The following is a 14,952-nucleotide window of genomic DNA, read 5'->3' on the forward strand; positions in this document are numbered from 1 at the left end:
CACCGCCATCGAGGACGCGTTCGCCGCTGTCCGACCGGATGAGTGCCGAAACTACATCACCGCTGCTGGATACGATGCCTATGAGCCAACCTGAAAGGGCACGGCTCTAGCTTCGCCAGCAGGGCCAAACGCGAGCCGTGCTCGCGCAGCATCTGTGCAGGGCAGGCACCGCTGCGCTTGGCACGGTGTATGAGGATCTCAACGAGCTCCTGCGCCACAGCTGTGTGGGTCACGTTCAACACCTGCACTTCAGCCTCCCTAAGCAACACCTGTAACCTCGGCTCGATTTCAGCTTGAAGCGAGAGGCCTCTCAAGCACAGGGTATCCCGCTAGCTCCGCAGCACTGAATTGGCCGTGCTGAGCGGACGGTTTCGTGATCTTCAGGAGGATGTTTGCGCCAGCAACCACCATCCCTGATCTGTCGCGCAGCAGGGTCGGATGCGGCATCACTGGCACGCGAGTACCATCAGGCTGTTCGAGAACGGCTTGCAGACCTCGCACAGCACTGCTCTGCTGGAAAGCGACCGCCAATGGCCACTGTTCGCGTGGCAGCAGCTTGCCGTCAGTACCGTAGATGCGCCAGGAGCCGCACCAGCGCTCCTCACCGAGGACAGGGTGGCGGGCCCACAGCTCGGCGGCGGCATCGTTGTAGTACGTCAGCCAACCCTCGGCGTCGGTTGTGTACAGAGGAGCGGATATCTTCTGGAGCAGCTCAGCACGTGCAGGCTCGTAGTTCCAGCCGCACTCAGGCGGTGAGGGATCGTACTCGTCGACAAACATTTGATGCCCCCGCCCGCGAGTTCTTCATCTCGCTAGGCTTTCAGCTTTCATTTCATACCAAGGTACAATTTACAAGCTTGTCATTGGCGCGCCTTGCATAGGCAACAATCATCAAGCTCCTACCTTGGCATTTGATGCAATTAGAGCCGGCACATCATGATTGCGCACAACGGGCAACAGGTCGAATAACGTATACGAAATCGCAGGCTGGAGCCTTGAGATCAGAAGCGCGAGGGCAGAACTGCTGTAACGGCATGAGTTGCCGCCTTATTCAGCTTGACGGTTACGTTGTGACGCGCCATGCGGCCCTGGCTCCGCATAAATTGTTTGAATGGTGTTGCGTTTTGAGTGGCAACATGAACATCAACTAGCCAAACTTTGCAGTCTCGGCCGAGCTGCGCGATTTCGCAGAGAAGAGCGTCGAGCAGGCGCGCGCCGCGTTCATCACTGTCTTGCAGAACACCCGCAAGGCCACAGAGAGCGTGCAGACGTGCGATCCGAGCTTGTCCCAGTCAGCAAACCCCGACGCTTGGTGGCCTCTGCCGCCGGTCCTTCGCAGATCCTGGAAGGCCCATTTTCGGGTGACCTTCCGGAGGAGGATCCACGACCGGAACGGGTGGAGTGATGCCGGTCCGCCTTCCGGCGCATCGGCGACGAGGCGGACACTCTCGTGGCGCCGCGAAAGACATCGCAGGTCTTTGCGAAGAGACGCCCGTCGATGACCGCAATCTCCTTCCCAGGACCGGTCTCGTCGTTGCATGTTCGGGTAGGCTTGGGACGGCCGTCGGCGAGAAACGGGGCGATGGCGGCGCGGCGGCGCCTTTCCTGGGCTTCGGTATCCCCCATCGATGCCGAGCAAGACCTGCCTCGAACTCCGCCCGAGGACGAGGTTGAGGAAGCGGCTCCCCTGACCGTGCGAGAAGTGGCCGACTGGGTTACGCCCCCTGCGCAGGCCGGCCTCGACCGCTTTCGTACACACCGCACGTCGTAGCCGCTCCCGGCCGCACCAGGCAGGGCGTCCGCCCCGGCACGGGCCCGAACGAAACGGCCGCCTGACTCGATTGGCATCCATCGACGCCGCCGCCCTCATCGCCGTCGGTCGGGAATGTCGAGCGTAGAATTCAGGTCCGTCGTTCCGTCGGGGGCAAGCAGCGCCTGCGGCGGCCGCCCGAACGGTCCCGCGGCCACGACCGCCTCCCGCAGGCGAGTATCCAGGGCATCCGGAGGGGGCCCGAATTCGACGTTCAGGATGGCGCCATCGGCGGCGATACGGATGTGGACGTCGACCTTTCGGATCTTCGAGCCGCTGGCCGTTGCGACCACCAGCTGAGCCGTGCCCTCCACGCGCCCCACGACGTTCTCGACCCAGGCGCGCGCGGGCGCCGACCGCATCCTTGGCCGCTATCGACCCTGACAGAACGATGGCGCCCATGGCGCCCGCCGCGATGCGTGCCAGCATGCCAGGCATGAACTCGTGTGAAACCGACCGCGGGGCTCCGGCCGCTTCGGGTGACCGACACACTCACCGGGCTGCCCAACCGGCGCCGCTTCGAGCAGGATTTCGAGCGGGTCTTGAAGAGCGCGCAGCGGACGGGCAAGCCAGTCTCGCTGCTCGTCGTCGATGCCGACCACTTCAAGCGCTACAACGACCGTCACGGGCACACCGTGGGCGACGCGGTGCTGAAGGTCCTCGCGCGCCACCTCTCCGAGAGCGTGCACCGGCCCGATGACCTCGTGGCGCGCGTGGGCGGCGAGGAATTCGTGGTGATGCTCCCCGACACCGATGCTGACGGCGCGCTGCGCATCGCCGCCAAGATCCACCAGGCAGTCACGACGCTTGACGTTCCATCCGCGGGCATCGGTGCCGGGGCGGTGACAGTGAGTATCGGCTTGGCGACCGGCCCCGGCGCGGCCGAGGAGCAGGCCGAGGCGCTGTATCGCGCGGCGGACGCGGCCCTCTACGAGGCCAAGGCCGGCGGGCGCAACCAGACCCGGTGCGCCGCGCCCGCAGGCGGGGGGCGGGGTGCTCCGCATGGTCGGCACCTGATCCGGCGAGACCGTACCTCTCGAAGGCTTTCCGATGCCGGCCGATCCGAACCGCGCGGGTTCGTTATGCTGAGCGGCCTGCCCGATCCGGCCAGACGGCAACGTACCGCAGCGCCTGGACGGTACGCCGGCTTGCCAAGCTTCGGCTTCTGCCGTCTGGTTACCTTCATCGGTGAAGACTGGGATAGGGCCCGGCCCACCGGCACTGAGCCGGACCAGCACGTCAACAAGTCGAGCCCGCCCCGGATGACCGAGAGCGCCACCCCCGAGTTCCCGCTCTTCCTCGCCGGCGGGGGGCTCATGGGTGCGATGATGCGCTGCTACGACTGGTCCGGCTCGCCGCTTGGGCATCCCGACGCTTGGCCGCCCTGCCTGCGCTCGACCGTGAGCCTGCTGCTCGGATCGCGCTTCCCGATGTTCGCGGCCTTCGGGCCCCAGCTCGGCTTCCTCTACAACGACGCCTACGCCGAGATCCTGGGCGGCAAGCACCCCGCCGCCCTCGGCGGCCGCTTCCGCGACATCTGGTGCGAGATCTGGACCGACATCGCGCCGCTCATCGAGAAGGCGCTCGCCGGCGAGCCGACCTGGTCGGCCGATATGCCGCTGACCATGAACCGGCGCGGCTATGACGAGCTGACCTGGTTCACCTTCTCGTACTCGCCGGTCCGTGACGAGCATGGCGAGGTTGCCGGCATGTTCTGCGCCTGCACCGAGACCACCGGGCGCGTCCAGGCCGAGGCGGCCCTGCGCGCCAACGGGGCACGCCTGCAGTTCCTCGATCAACTCGGCAAGGAGACGGCCAGGAGCACCGACGCCGACGAGATCCTCGCAACGACCACCCGCATGGTCGCCGAGCATCTGAACCTCTCCAACTGCGCCTACGCCGACATGGACCCCGACCAGAACGGGTTCACAATCCGGGGCGACTGGGCGGCCGAAGGCTCGCCGAGCATCGTCGGGCACTACAGCCTCGCGGATTTCGGCAGGCGGGCCGTCGAGGACCTTGGCGCCGGCCGCCCCCTGGTCATCAACGACAACCTCGCGGAACTGGCGCCCGAGGAGGCCGCGACCTTCCAGGCCATCGGCATCGCGGCCACGATCTGCATGCCGCTCGTCAAGGATGGCCGCCTGACCGCGCTGATGGCCATCCATGACCGGGTTTCCCGCACTTGGTCGGACTACGATCTTGCGCTGATCACCGAGGTGACGGAGCGCTCCTGGGCGCACATCGAACGTGTTCGGGCAGTCGCGAAACTTGAAGCGCTGAACGCGACGCTTGAGCAGCGCGTCGAGGAGCGGACCTCCAAGCTCGTCGAGACGGAGGCGGTGCTTCGCCAGTCGCAGAAGCTCGAAGCCGTGGGGCAGCTCACCGGCGGCGTGGCGCACGACTTCAACAACCTCCTCACCATCATCCGCTCGTCGGTGGACTTCCTACGGCGGCCCGATCTGCCGGACGAGCGTAAGTTCCGCTACCTCAACGCCGTGACTGAGACGGTGGATCGCGCCTCCAAGCTGACCAGCCAGCTCCTCGCCTTCGCGCGGCGCCAGACCCTGAAGCCCGAGACCCTCGACGTCGGCGCGCGCCTGAGAGCCATCGGCGACCTGCTGGACACGGTCACGGGCGCCCGCATCAAGGTCGTGACCGACCTCCCGGACCAGCCCTGCTTCATCGAGGTGGACCTCAGCCAGTTCGAGACGGCGCTCGTCAACATGGCGGTGAACGCGCGCGACGCGATGGACGGAGAGGGCACCCTGACGCTGCGGCTCGAATGCTGCGTGCCGCTGCCGCCGATCCGCGGGCATGCCGGCGCGCCGGGCCCGTTTGCGGCGGTTTCGCTCGGCGACACCGGATGCGGCATCCCATCCGACCTGCTCTCCCGCGTGTTCGAACCGTTCTTCACGACCAAGGAAGTCGGTAAGGGGACCGGCCTCGGCCTCTCGCAGGTCTTCGGGTTCGCCAAGCAGTCGGGCGGCGACGTGAAGGTCGAGAGCGTTCTTGGCCAGGGTACCACCTTCACGCTCTACCTGCCGGAGGTGCAGCCCGAAGCGTCCGTCGGCGAGCACGATGTCGAGGCCGCGGAGGTCGATCTGGGCGGCGCCGGCCAGCGGGTGCTCGTCGTGGAGGACAACGTCGAGGTCGGTCGCTTCACCACGCAGATCCTGGAGGACCTCGGCTATGCCACGACCTGGGCCGGCAACGCCGAGGAGGCACTGGACAAGCTCGGCGCGAGCGGCGCCGATTTCGACGTCGTGTTCTCGGACGTGGTCATGCCGGGGATGGGCGGGATTGAGCTTGCCAAGCTCCTGCGTCGCCAGCTTCCCCACCTGCCGGTGGTTCTGGCGTCCGGCTACAGCCACGTGCTCGCGCAGGAGGGGAGCCACGGGTTCGAGTTGCTGCAGAAGCCCTACTCGGCCGACCAAGTCTCCAGGGTGCTGCGCAGGGCGCTGGCGCGGAAGCATCCGCGAGCCGCCTCCCGCGCGAAGAGCTGAAGCCGCCGGCTTGGCCGCTTTCACGCCCCCGGGTTCCGGAGCCGGGTTCATGCAGGAGATCTCCGGGCGCGTCTCCGTTGGCGCCATCATTCCCTCCGAATCCTGCCGGAGCTCCGGCTCCGGGCCGGCGTAGGCCGTCGATCCTGCCGGCGGCGTATGATCCTGGGCATCGCCTTGGCACGCGGCTGGCCTTCCCCACCGCATACGGTCCGCCGCAGATGCGAATGATCCAGCGTCCGCCCGTGAGCCGTCAGTAGCCTGGAGCGCTGGGCGGATAGGGCCTTTTGCAAGAATCGGGACTTATGTGCCGATGAGCGACCCAATCGATCCTTCGACGCATTATGTCCTCGTCATCGATGACGACGGCCTCATCCGCATGGATGCGATGGACATCGTGGGCGATGCCGGGTTCCGTACCCTCGAGGCCAGCGACGGCGACAAGGCCATAGCGCTGCTGGCCCGTGAGCACGCCCTCATCGTCCTGGTGTTCACCGACGTCCAGATGCCCGGCACCTGCAACGGCTTCGCCGTGGCCCGCGAGACCGCGCGACGATGGCCCCACATCGCCATCGTGGTCGCCTCGGGACAGGCACATCCGGGACCCGGCGACTTGCCTGAGGTCGCGCGCTTCATCGGCAAGCCGTTCACCGCCGAAATGGTGCACGACCATCTCAAGGAGATCCTGCCAGACGGGCTTAAGCCGGCCCCGTTGCGCGATATGGCTTGACCGGCCAGTCGCCGCAGCCTGCCGGATACATTTGCCGGCGTTCCGCATTATTGGTGGTCGAAGGTCGAGTGTCGACCGGAATCCTCGGGACGACGCAGGGCGCATGGAGGCGAGCACGGACGACCAGGGGCCGCCGGTCGACCTGACATCTTGCGACCGCGAGCCGATCCACATTCTCGGCGCGGTGCAGCCGTTCGGCTTCCTCCTTGGCGTCTCGTCGGACTGGATCGTGGTGCGTGCCAGCGCCAACGCCCCGGAGTGGCTCGGACGGCCGGCCGAAGATCTGCTCGGGCTTCCGCTCGACATCCTAGTCGATCAGGAGGCCATCCACCTGTTACGCGGCCACCTGCAGACCCTGCGCGGTCCCGACGCCGTGGACAGGGTCTTCGGCGTCCGGCTCGTGCCAGACAAGCCCGTCTTCGACATCGCCCTGCACGTGTCCGGTGGCGCCATCGTCATGGAGGCCGAGCCGAGCGCGCCCGAGCACCTCAGCGCCGGCAACCTCGTCCGCAACATGGTCTCCCGCCTGCAGCATACGGTGGAGTTCGAGCCGCTCTGCCGAGAGGCCGCCCGGCAGATGCGCGCGCTCACGGGCTTCGACCGGGTCATGGTTTACCGGTTCGCGCCGGACGGATCGGGCGAGGTCATCGCCGAGGCCGTACGCTCGGGCCTCGACCGCTACCTCGGCCTGCACTACCCGGCCTCCGACATCCCCAAACAGGCTCGCGCCCTCTACGAACGGAACTGGCTGCGCATCATCGCCGACATCGATGCCCCGGCTATCCCGGTGGTCCCGGCACGTGACCCCATGGGCGAGCCCCTCGACCTGTCGCTCTCGACCCTGCGCACGGTGTCGCCAATCCACCTCGAATATCTGCGCAACATGGGCGTCGCCGCCTCCCTGTCGGTCTCCATCCTGCGCGGGGGCCGCCTCTGGGGCCTGTTCGCCTGCCACCACACGGAGCCGCGGCACATCTCCCTGGAGCGCCGGACCGCCGCCGAGCTATTCGGGCAGATGTTCTCCTGGATCCTGGAGAGCCGCGAGCGGGAGGTCCACGCCGCCCAGGAGGCGCTCGCCCGCGAAACCCACAACCGCCTGATGAGCGCCATGGCCGCGGGCGGCACCGGTTTGGAGGGGCTGGCCGACTTTGCCGAAGAGTTGTCGGGCATCGTCGCCTGCGATGGGCTGGGCCTATGGATCAACGGCGAGATCACCCTGCAAGGCATGACGCCGACGCGGGAGGAGTTTACCGGCCTCGTGCGCTTCCTCAACCGCACGGCGGCGAGCAGGGTCTACACCACGGATGAGATCGGACGTTTCCACGAACCCGGCCACGACTTCACCGAGCGGGCAGCCGGGATGCTGGCCGTGCCCGTGTCACGCACGCCGCGAGACTTCTTAGTGTTCTTCCGCAAGGAGGTGGCGCGGACCGTGACGTGGGCGGGCAATCCGGAAAAGCCCGCGAGCCTCGGCCCGAACGGCGTCCGTCTGACCCCGCGCAAGAGCTTCGAGGCGTGGCGCGAGGTCGTGCATGGCCGCTCGCTCCCCTGGTCGGAGGCGGAAGCCCGCACCGCCGAGGCGCTGAGGGTCACGCTCCTTGAGGTGATCCTCCGGCTCAGCGACACGGCCGAGCGCGAGCGCAAGGAGGCGCAGGAGCGGCAGGAACTCCTCATCGCCGAGTTGAACCACCGGGTCCGCAACATCCTCAATCTGATTCGGGGCGTGGTCACTCAGAGCCGGGCCAGCGCCGGCGACGCGGACGACTTCACTGCTGTTGTCGGCGACCGCATCCAGGCGCTCGCCCGGGCCCACGACCAGGTCACCTCGGCCAACTGGGGGCCGGGCTCGTTCGCCGAGCTCCTCACCGTCGAGGCCTCGGCCTACCTCGGCGCTAAGGCCGACCGCGTTGTCCTCGATGGCGTCGACATTCTGCTCGAACCGCAGGCCTTCACGACCATGGCGCTCGTCGTACACGAGTTGGTGACGAACTCGGCTAAGTACGGCGCACTCAGCGACAGCGGCGGCCGGATCGACGTGCGTTGGGGGCGGGACGGCTTCGATAGCCTCGTCGTGCACTGGACCGAGACGGGCGGCCCCGCCGTTAAGGCTCCGACCCGGCGCGGGTTCGGCTCGACCATCATCGAGCGCTCCGTCCCCTATGAGCTGAAGGGCGAGGCCGAGGTGCGTTACGCGCTGACGGGCCTGACCGCGCGGTTCTCGATCCCGGCCGCCTTCGTCCGCGCAGCGCCGCCGCGGGCAGTGCGGGTCGCCCAGCCCGAAGCGATCCCGTCCCTTTCGTTCGGCGGGACGGTTCTTGTGGTCGAGGACAACATGATTATCGCGCTCGAAGCCGAGGAGGCGCTCACCGCACTGGGGGCCGACGCGGTCGACATGGCGGCCTCAGTCCGAGAAGCGCTCCGGTTGATCGGCGCGTCGCCGCCGGACCGGGCGCTCCTCGACGTGAACCTCGGGTCTGAGACGAGCGTCGCCGTTGCCCGGCGCTTGGCAGAACTCGGCATCCCTTTCGCGTTCGCAACCGGCTACGGCGAGAGCTTCCAGGTACCGACCGACCTTGGTGACGTGCCAGTGATCAAGAAGCCCTACGGAGCCGACAGCTTGCGGCAAGCCTTTGGCCGCCCCCGAACCCACTGAACCCGCCATTGAGCAGGCGGAAGCTGATGCCGCTGCCAAGGCTCGCGCGGTGGCGCTCCGAGTTGTCGAGGCGCCGAGCTGTACAAAATCGTTGCTTCGGCGCGGCGCTACGGTAGGCGAGTTGCCAATACCCCCTTGCGTGATGGGGCAGCTTCCGACCCCTTGCTGAGCCTCGGAAGGTCCGCTTTGCGGCAGCTTGGTGGAAGACACCGCGTGTCTGTGACGGGTGGATATCCGCCGGTCTCCTTTGCAGCTTCGAGAGTTGATAGCTGCCGGTTTGGGAGACGTTTGATCTTCGTCTCGGAGCCCTACCGGGCACGCTGGTTTCGCGGACACGCGGCCAGCAGCGGCGAGTTCGTCAGAGCCAGCGGCGCACCTCGGCCTTGTAGCGGCGGTAGTCGTCGCCGAACTTCGTTTCGAGATAGCGCTCCTCGCGGGCGATCACATGCGTCTGGATCGCGATCAGCACCAATGGGAGCAAGGCCAGCGCGACCGGCTCGTCGAGGCCGATCGCAATGCCGGCATAGACAAGTGTCATGCCCATATACACGTTTAGGTTGCGATCCGCCTGCGCAGCACTGACGCCGCGCTCCCGAACCAGTCGAACCGCCTCGATCTTGAACTCACCCCCCAACTTGCGTCGCTGCATGGAACACCTCCGGTTTCACCATCACACCTAAACCGCGTATCCGTGAAACCGGCAGCAGGCCAAATCTAGGTTAATTGACGACGCTTGAATCGTAGTTGCCTCGGCAGCATAGAGTTGCAGGTATTCTGTTAAGTTGCTGATGCTAGAACGAAGCTGAGGTACAGGCGCTTGGCAGGTCATCTTGGCTCACGGGTTCGGACGTCGGTGGGGTAGACTAGCGCCATTGAACCGCATGGCCAGCGGCTTCCATCGGGATAGCGGCGGCACCGTCACCGTCATCGTCGCCCTAGTCGCAACGACCCTGATTGGCCTTGTAGGTGGGGCGATCGACTATGCCCGGCTAGTCTCGGCCCAGGGCCAAATCCAGCTGGCAGCCGACACCGGTGTGATGGCAGGTGGTAACGCCCTCAAACTCGTTGTGTCCAACACCGCCTCGATTGTCGGCCTGACCACCCAGACCATCCAGAGTGAGTTGAAGGACAGCGCCAAAAATCCCGTCACGATCCAGGTTGACGTTGCCGGTGACAAAACCAGCGTGACAGCGACGGTCGAGCAAACCATCCAGCTAACGTTCGGGCCGTTCGTCGGCATGTCGTCACAGAAGCTTTCAGCCAAGGCCAAGGCCAGCGTCGTCGGCAAGATGCGCCTGTGCATGCTCGCCCTCGATCCGGCCGCGGCTGGTGCGTTCAACCTCGAAAAGAACGCGCAGGTGACGGCTTACGACTGTGCGCTGTACTCCAACTCGAAAAGTGCCTCCGGCATGGTCGGCCGGGACAATGCGATGGCCCGCGCGCAGACAATCTGCTCGGCAGGTGGGACCAGCACCACGCGCGCGAACTTCACGCCCAACCCGCAATCGGGTTGCCCGGCCGTTCCCGATCCCCTCGCCGACCGCCCAACCCCTGAAGTCGGGAGCTGTATGACGCTGCCGTCTGGCGCGAGCAAGAAGCCCAAGGCTGGCAAGAACCTAGTCGACCAGAGCGTCACCCTCAGCCCAGGCACGTATTGCGGAGGCCTTGAAATCAGGAAGAAGGCGGTCGTCACGCTCAACCCTGGCGTCTATGTCATGAAGGATGGCCCTCTTCTGGTCACGAATGACGCAACATTGTCCGGCACGGACGTGGCGTTCTATTTTACGGGCGACAAAGGCAGCCTGCTGTTCGACAAGAAAACGACGATCAGTCTTTCTGCTCCGGTCACTGGTACCATGGCCGGTTTGTTGATGTCAGAAGAAAAGGCCGTTTCAGAACCGGTCGATCCCGTGTCCCAACTTGAGGATGAGATTGACGAAGAGACCTCAGCGGTCATCCCTAAGCCGGGCAAGACGCCCCCGCCACTCGCTGCCAGCAAGGCGATGCGGACGTATCGGATCATCAGCGATAATGCCCGCACCATACTCGGGACGATCTACCTTCCAGCCGGACGCCTCGTGATCGATGCGAGCAGGCCGGTGGCAGACATGTCAGCCTATACCGTGGTCGTGGCTCAACAGATCAATCTCTACGAGGGGCCGAACCTCGTTCTCAACGCCAACTACGGCAACACGAGCGTGCCGGTGCCGAAGGGGGTTGGTCCCGTCTCGGGACGGCTGTTGCTCAGTCAGTGACCCTGTCGGTCGCGTAGATGGACAATCTCGTCCTCGACCTGCCTCATGGCCTGCAACGCTTCGGCTGTGTCCTGACCGCGCTCTGCAGAGTCGAGTAGGTCCTGTAGCAGGGCACTACGGCGTCCTTCGGCTTCTGAAATGAGTGCGGCAAGTGTACTGGCAGCTGTCCGCGAAGGGCTCTCCTGAGTCATGCCTGAGAGGTTGTTTGAGGCGGTTTAGTCTGTCAACCTGGGACTTCGAGAAGGGAGGCCGCGAGATCAAAGTACGGGGCGAAGGGCAGTTGGTGTTCAACACGGTCGCGCTGATCCACGAGGCGACCCTGGCCGGCTTCGGCATTGCGCACCTACCCCAGGATCAAGTGCAGGCGCACCTCGACCGGGACAACCTTGTCCGGATGCTTGCCGACTGGTGCCCGTCGTTCTCCGGCAACCACCTCTGCTATCCGAGCCGGAGCCAGCTACCGGCGGCGTTCGAGAGGGTGGTCGAGGCCCTGCGCTACCGAGATTGGTGCCGCTACCGGGTTGGTCTCGCTCACGCGGCTGAGAGAGTGCTTCGCCGGCCGAAGTGTCTGTCTCGAAGCGCTACCAAGGCTAGTCGGCGGCCCGCTGATCGCCGTCATGGCCCAGTAGGCGGTCGTAAAGTCGAAGGGGTGTGTCGCCCCACCCGCGAGGAACAGTCGGTCCTCGAACAGCTGGGCCAGGTGTGCGCGCGCTTGTGACCGTCCCGGCAGGGCGCAACCGTGAGGATCAAGCGCGGTGACGGCCCATCAAGGCACTCGTCTCCCGACGTGTGGCGAAATGACGGAATCCGCCCGTCGGGTCAAGAATACCGCGTGGAACGGCTCATCCTACGGTGCCTAGGTGGTGGCTAAACGCCTACCAAGCCGTGAAGGCCAGTTCCCCGAAGTGACGATGATCCGCCCCGGCCTCGAACGCCCTCGCAATCAAGCGATGTACCTCGCCGATAGCAACATGCCTCCCGTAGGACCCGCCAAGGTCTGGTCGCGGGAAGTCCAGCAGGACACTCCGGAGATGCCTTGCATCGTCGACGTCGTCCGGGATTCCGGCGTCGAAGTAAAATTGGATCGTCCGGTCCTCGTCATCGATCAGGCCGAGGAAGTTGCCCTGCACGCCGCGGATCTCGTCGGACCAGATCCAGCTGGCCTCCAACAGATTGACCGGCTTTGCCTGATCGGAGGGGACGCCCTGGCCGCAGTCGTCCCAGAATGCCCTCACCGACACACCTCCAGCTGAGTTGCACGCGCTACGGAGAGGCATCGTCCCACGGGCCAGCACCCTCAGTTAAGGTTCAAGAGCCCGACCCATCACCCTTCACCATAGCCGAGAAGGTGCTCGGTCCCATTGTCGAGCCGCTGACCACGGTCGGCATCGTCCTCGTCGTGGTCGTGTTCCTGTTGCTCCAGCGTGAGGACCTGCGCAACCGAATGATCCGCCTGTTCGGATCGGGTGACCTGCACCGCACGACGGTGGCCATGGACGACGCTGCCGGCCGGCTCGGTACCTACTTCCTGGTCCAACTCGGCATGAATGCGACCTTCGGCGTTATCATCGGACTCGGTCTCTGGCTCATCGGCGTGCCTAATCCGCTGCTATGGGGCGTGTTCTCCGCGCTGATGCGCTTCGTGCCCTACATCGGCGCCTTCATCTCGGCCTTATTCCCCCTTGCCCTGGCCGCCGCAGTCGATCCGGGCTGGTCCATGGTCATTGCGACTGCCATCCTGTTCCTGGTGGCTGAGCCCCTGTTCGGGCATGTGATCGAGCCGCTGCTCTACGGACACTCGACGGGGATGTCGCCCTTCGCGGTGATCGTCTCGACGCTTTTCTGGGGCTTCCTATGGGGGCCGATAGGTTTGATCCTGGCCACCCCGTTCACCGTCTGCCTTGTGGTGCTCGGGCGGCACGTCGACAGCCTGGAGTTCCTCGACATCATTCTCGGCGACCGACCGCCGCTGACGCCGGTGGAGAACTTTTATCAGCGCATGTTGGCCGGAGACCCGGACGAGGCACGCGACCTCGGCGAGGCCATGCTGAAGGAGCGCTCGCTGTCCTCCTACTATGACGAGGTGGCACTGAAAGGGCTTCAGCTCGCCGCCAACGACTACGCTCGCGGGGTCGTGACGCCAGCGCAACTGGAGAACATCCGCGCTTCGGCACGCTCGCTCGTCGAGGATTTCGAGGATCGACCCGACGTCGAGCCGTCAGGCGAGGACAAAGCAGTCAACCCGAATGAGACGCCGACGCTGGCCGAGCGGACGCATTTCAAGAGCGAGGCCGTCCCTGGGCAGGCACCGCCTCGCGAGATGCTGCCCGAGTCGTGGCGGGGCGAAGCACCGGTGCTGTGCGTCGCTGGGCGCGGCCCCCTCGATGAAGCCTCCTCGGCCATGCTGGCCCAACTGCTGCGCAAGCATGGACTTGAGGCCCGCGTGGTTCCGTACGGTGACGTCTCACGCGAGCAGATCCGCAGCCTAGATCTGACGGGAGTGGCGATGGTGTGCATCTCCTACCTCGACATCACCGGCAGTCCGGCTCACCTGCGCTACCTTCTCGAACGGCTCCGGAAGAAGGCGCCCACCGTGAAGCTGCTGGTCGGATTGTGGCCTGAGGGCGAGAAGGTGCTGACGGATGCCTCCCTCGGTCGGCAGGTCGGAGCTGACGTCTACGTTTCTTCGCTCCGGCAGGCTGTTGAAGCATGCCTCGGGGCTGCAACAGACGCGTCCGAAACTGTCGGTCGGGCGGCTTGAACTCAGGTGGGAGCGAGCACTTCTCTCAGGTTGCTCTGCTCCTGTAGCGTCTGTTGGGTTAGGATCTAGGGCGAGATTCCGTGCAGCGTGAGATGTCGGTGCTCGGCGAGAATTCCGGCAATGTTGCGCATGAGGCAGTTTTGACACGCTAGGGCCTTAAGTCGGCCAAGCTGCTGCCTTGTAGCTACTTAATTTCCGGTTGGCCGATTTAGTATCCCTAGGGTCAGCAACTGCAATGCGCACAAGTGATTGCCAGTGGAGTTCTATAAGCTCACAACTCAAATTATCGGTCGCCGTCTGAGAGGGGTATCCGATTGTATCGAGCCATTCTACTGCGACCTAAGACTTCGCCGCGCGCAACTTCTGCAGAGTGAAATCAGCTGCGCGGACGAGCTGCTCCGCGGTTTGCGCAACGGTGTCGTCGTGTGACATCGCGATTGCAGCTAGCTGGAGGGTGCGAAACTCCTGGAGGCGTGCGACCGGATCGCTCCCTCGCGCGATAGCAGATCGCACGAGACTCCGCACGAGCTCACGCGCTAAACGCTCATCAAGGTCCGGGATTGCTGGCGACGCTTGAAACTTCGCAGCTTGATTGCGAAGGCCACTCACGTCTGCTGCGCGAGCAGAGAACCGCGCTTGGCGACGAAAGTTGCCAGGGTGCCGGTTAGGTGGTCGCGTCATTGCCCTGCTCGTGTCGACGGCAACCTTATACACTCTGGGTTAGGATGCTCCTCAACCGTGCCGCCTCAGTCCGGTGCGGGCACCCTCGACGTAGTTCCTGCCGTCAGTGGCAACGGCGAGAGAGCAGGTAGTGGCGAGCCGAGACGCCGAGAGACGACGCTTAGGATTGAGGAAGCGCCAACGGCTCGGCGAGGCGTATCTAGAACTCATGTCGTTCGTGGCCCGCACTGGAGTCAGATCCTAGGCATCTTTAGAAGCAACCGACGGCTGGGCGGAAGGTGCAATCATTCCGTCTGCTTCTGCGTCCTGAGCGGGCGTTTGGCTGCACAAGGCTGAATGCCGGTGATGGCGCGAAACCGAACAAGGCGGGGGCGAACTCTCGACCCGTTGCAAAAGCTCGGACGGTCCGCTTGCGAGCTGCTGGGTAGGCGCGATCTACGGCCGGTCCGGGTGGAGGCTGTGTGAAAACGTAGCGGTTATGATAGTCTCTGCGGGACAGCGGAGGCGTGTATGGCGCGGTTCATCTGTGGTGCGGATCGCCACCAAGTGACGCTGTTGC

The 14,952-nt window shown here is 65.0% G+C and carries 8 protein-coding genes and 2 pseudogenes; 6 read left to right on the forward strand and 4 right to left on the reverse strand.

The features are described from left to right. Positions 1-288: 288 nt before the first annotated feature. Together MFF24_RS27665 and MFF24_RS27670 are read right to left on the reverse strand one after the other, a co-directional pair. Positions 289-780 carry a hypothetical protein gene (locus MFF24_RS27665; protein WP_238229102.1) on the reverse strand — a complete coding sequence of 164 codons (492 nt, stop codon included), beginning with the start codon at positions 778-780 and terminating at the stop codon, positions 289-291. A gap of 1,086 nt (positions 781-1,866) precedes the next feature. Further along, complete coding sequence (locus tag MFF24_RS27670; RefSeq protein WP_238229103.1) at positions 1,867-2,172, reverse strand: hypothetical protein; 306 nt, start codon at positions 2,170-2,172, stop codon at positions 1,867-1,869. Positions 2,173-2,289: 117 nt separating this feature from the next. Between MFF24_RS27670 and MFF24_RS27675 the strand changes: the two genes are divergently transcribed. The 3 genes from MFF24_RS27675 to MFF24_RS27685 all read left to right on the forward strand — a co-directional run bounded on the left by MFF24_RS27675 (position 2,290) and on the right by MFF24_RS27685 (position 8,696). After that, complete coding sequence (locus tag MFF24_RS27675) at positions 2,290-5,316, forward strand: diguanylate cyclase (RefSeq protein WP_238229104.1); 3,027 nt, start codon at positions 2,290-2,292, stop codon at positions 5,314-5,316. 310 nt (positions 5,317-5,626) lie between these two features. Continuing rightward, complete coding sequence (locus MFF24_RS27680) at positions 5,627-6,043, forward strand: response regulator (RefSeq protein ID WP_238229105.1); 417 nt, start codon at positions 5,627-5,629, stop codon at positions 6,041-6,043. 103 nt (positions 6,044-6,146) lie between these two features. After that, positions 6,147-8,696 carry an HWE histidine kinase domain-containing protein gene (locus MFF24_RS27685; protein WP_238229106.1) on the forward strand — a complete coding sequence of 850 codons (2,550 nt, stop codon included), beginning with the start codon at positions 6,147-6,149 and terminating at the stop codon, positions 8,694-8,696. Between the two features lie 358 nt (positions 8,697-9,054). Here MFF24_RS27685 and MFF24_RS27690 read toward each other — a convergent pair. After that, a pseudogene (locus MFF24_RS27690) lies at positions 9,055-9,246 on the reverse strand (isoprenylcysteine carboxylmethyltransferase family protein); the annotation flags it as partial. A 331-nt stretch (positions 9,247-9,577) separates the two neighbouring features. Here MFF24_RS27690 and MFF24_RS27695 point away from each other — a divergent pair. Both MFF24_RS27695 and MFF24_RS29135 read left to right on the forward strand, forming a co-directional pair. Then, positions 9,578-10,951: a pilus assembly protein TadG-related protein gene (locus MFF24_RS27695; protein ID WP_166060187.1), complete on the forward strand. Its 1,374-nt coding sequence runs from the start codon at positions 9,578-9,580 to the stop codon at positions 10,949-10,951. A 151-nt stretch (positions 10,952-11,102) separates the two neighbouring features. Further along, the gene (locus tag MFF24_RS29135) at positions 11,103-11,669 is read left to right on the forward strand and encodes a LysR substrate-binding domain-containing protein (RefSeq protein WP_373322754.1); all 567 of its coding nucleotides are present in this window, start codon (positions 11,103-11,105) and stop codon (positions 11,667-11,669) included. A 157-nt stretch (positions 11,670-11,826) separates the two neighbouring features. Here the strand turns inward: MFF24_RS29135 and MFF24_RS27705 are convergent, their stop codons facing one another. Continuing rightward, complete coding sequence (locus tag MFF24_RS27705; RefSeq protein ID WP_238229107.1) at positions 11,827-12,186, reverse strand: hypothetical protein; 360 nt, start codon at positions 12,184-12,186, stop codon at positions 11,827-11,829. A 32-nt stretch (positions 12,187-12,218) separates the two neighbouring features. On the opposite strand from MFF24_RS27705, the pseudogene MFF24_RS27710 reads away from it, so the two are divergent. Continuing rightward, positions 12,219-13,712 (forward strand): annotated as a pseudogene (locus MFF24_RS27710) (AI-2E family transporter); the annotation flags it as partial. Between the last annotated feature and the right edge of the window lie 1,240 nt (positions 13,713-14,952).

This window comes from Methylorubrum aminovorans (assembly GCF_022179725.1).
Classification (GTDB): Bacteria; Pseudomonadota; Alphaproteobacteria; order Rhizobiales; family Beijerinckiaceae; genus Methylobacterium; species Methylobacterium aminovorans.

Bases quoted from the DNA above. Each gene is read 5' to 3' on its own strand.
- MFF24_RS27665 (WP_238229102.1), bottom strand. From the start codon at position 780: ATGTTTGTCGACGAGTACGATCCCTCACCGCCTGAGTGCGGCTGGAAC.
- MFF24_RS27695 (WP_166060187.1), top strand. From the start codon at position 9,578: ATGGCCAGCGGCTTCCATCGGGATAGCGGCGGCACCGTCACCGTCATC.
- MFF24_RS27685 (WP_238229106.1), top strand. From the start codon at position 6,147: ATGGAGGCGAGCACGGACGACCAGGGGCCGCCGGTCGACCTGACATCT.
- MFF24_RS27680 (WP_238229105.1), top strand. From the start codon at position 5,627: ATGAGCGACCCAATCGATCCTTCGACGCATTATGTCCTCGTCATCGAT.
- MFF24_RS27670 (WP_238229103.1), bottom strand. From the start codon at position 2,172: ATGCGGTCGGCGCCCGCGCGCGCCTGGGTCGAGAACGTCGTGGGGCGC.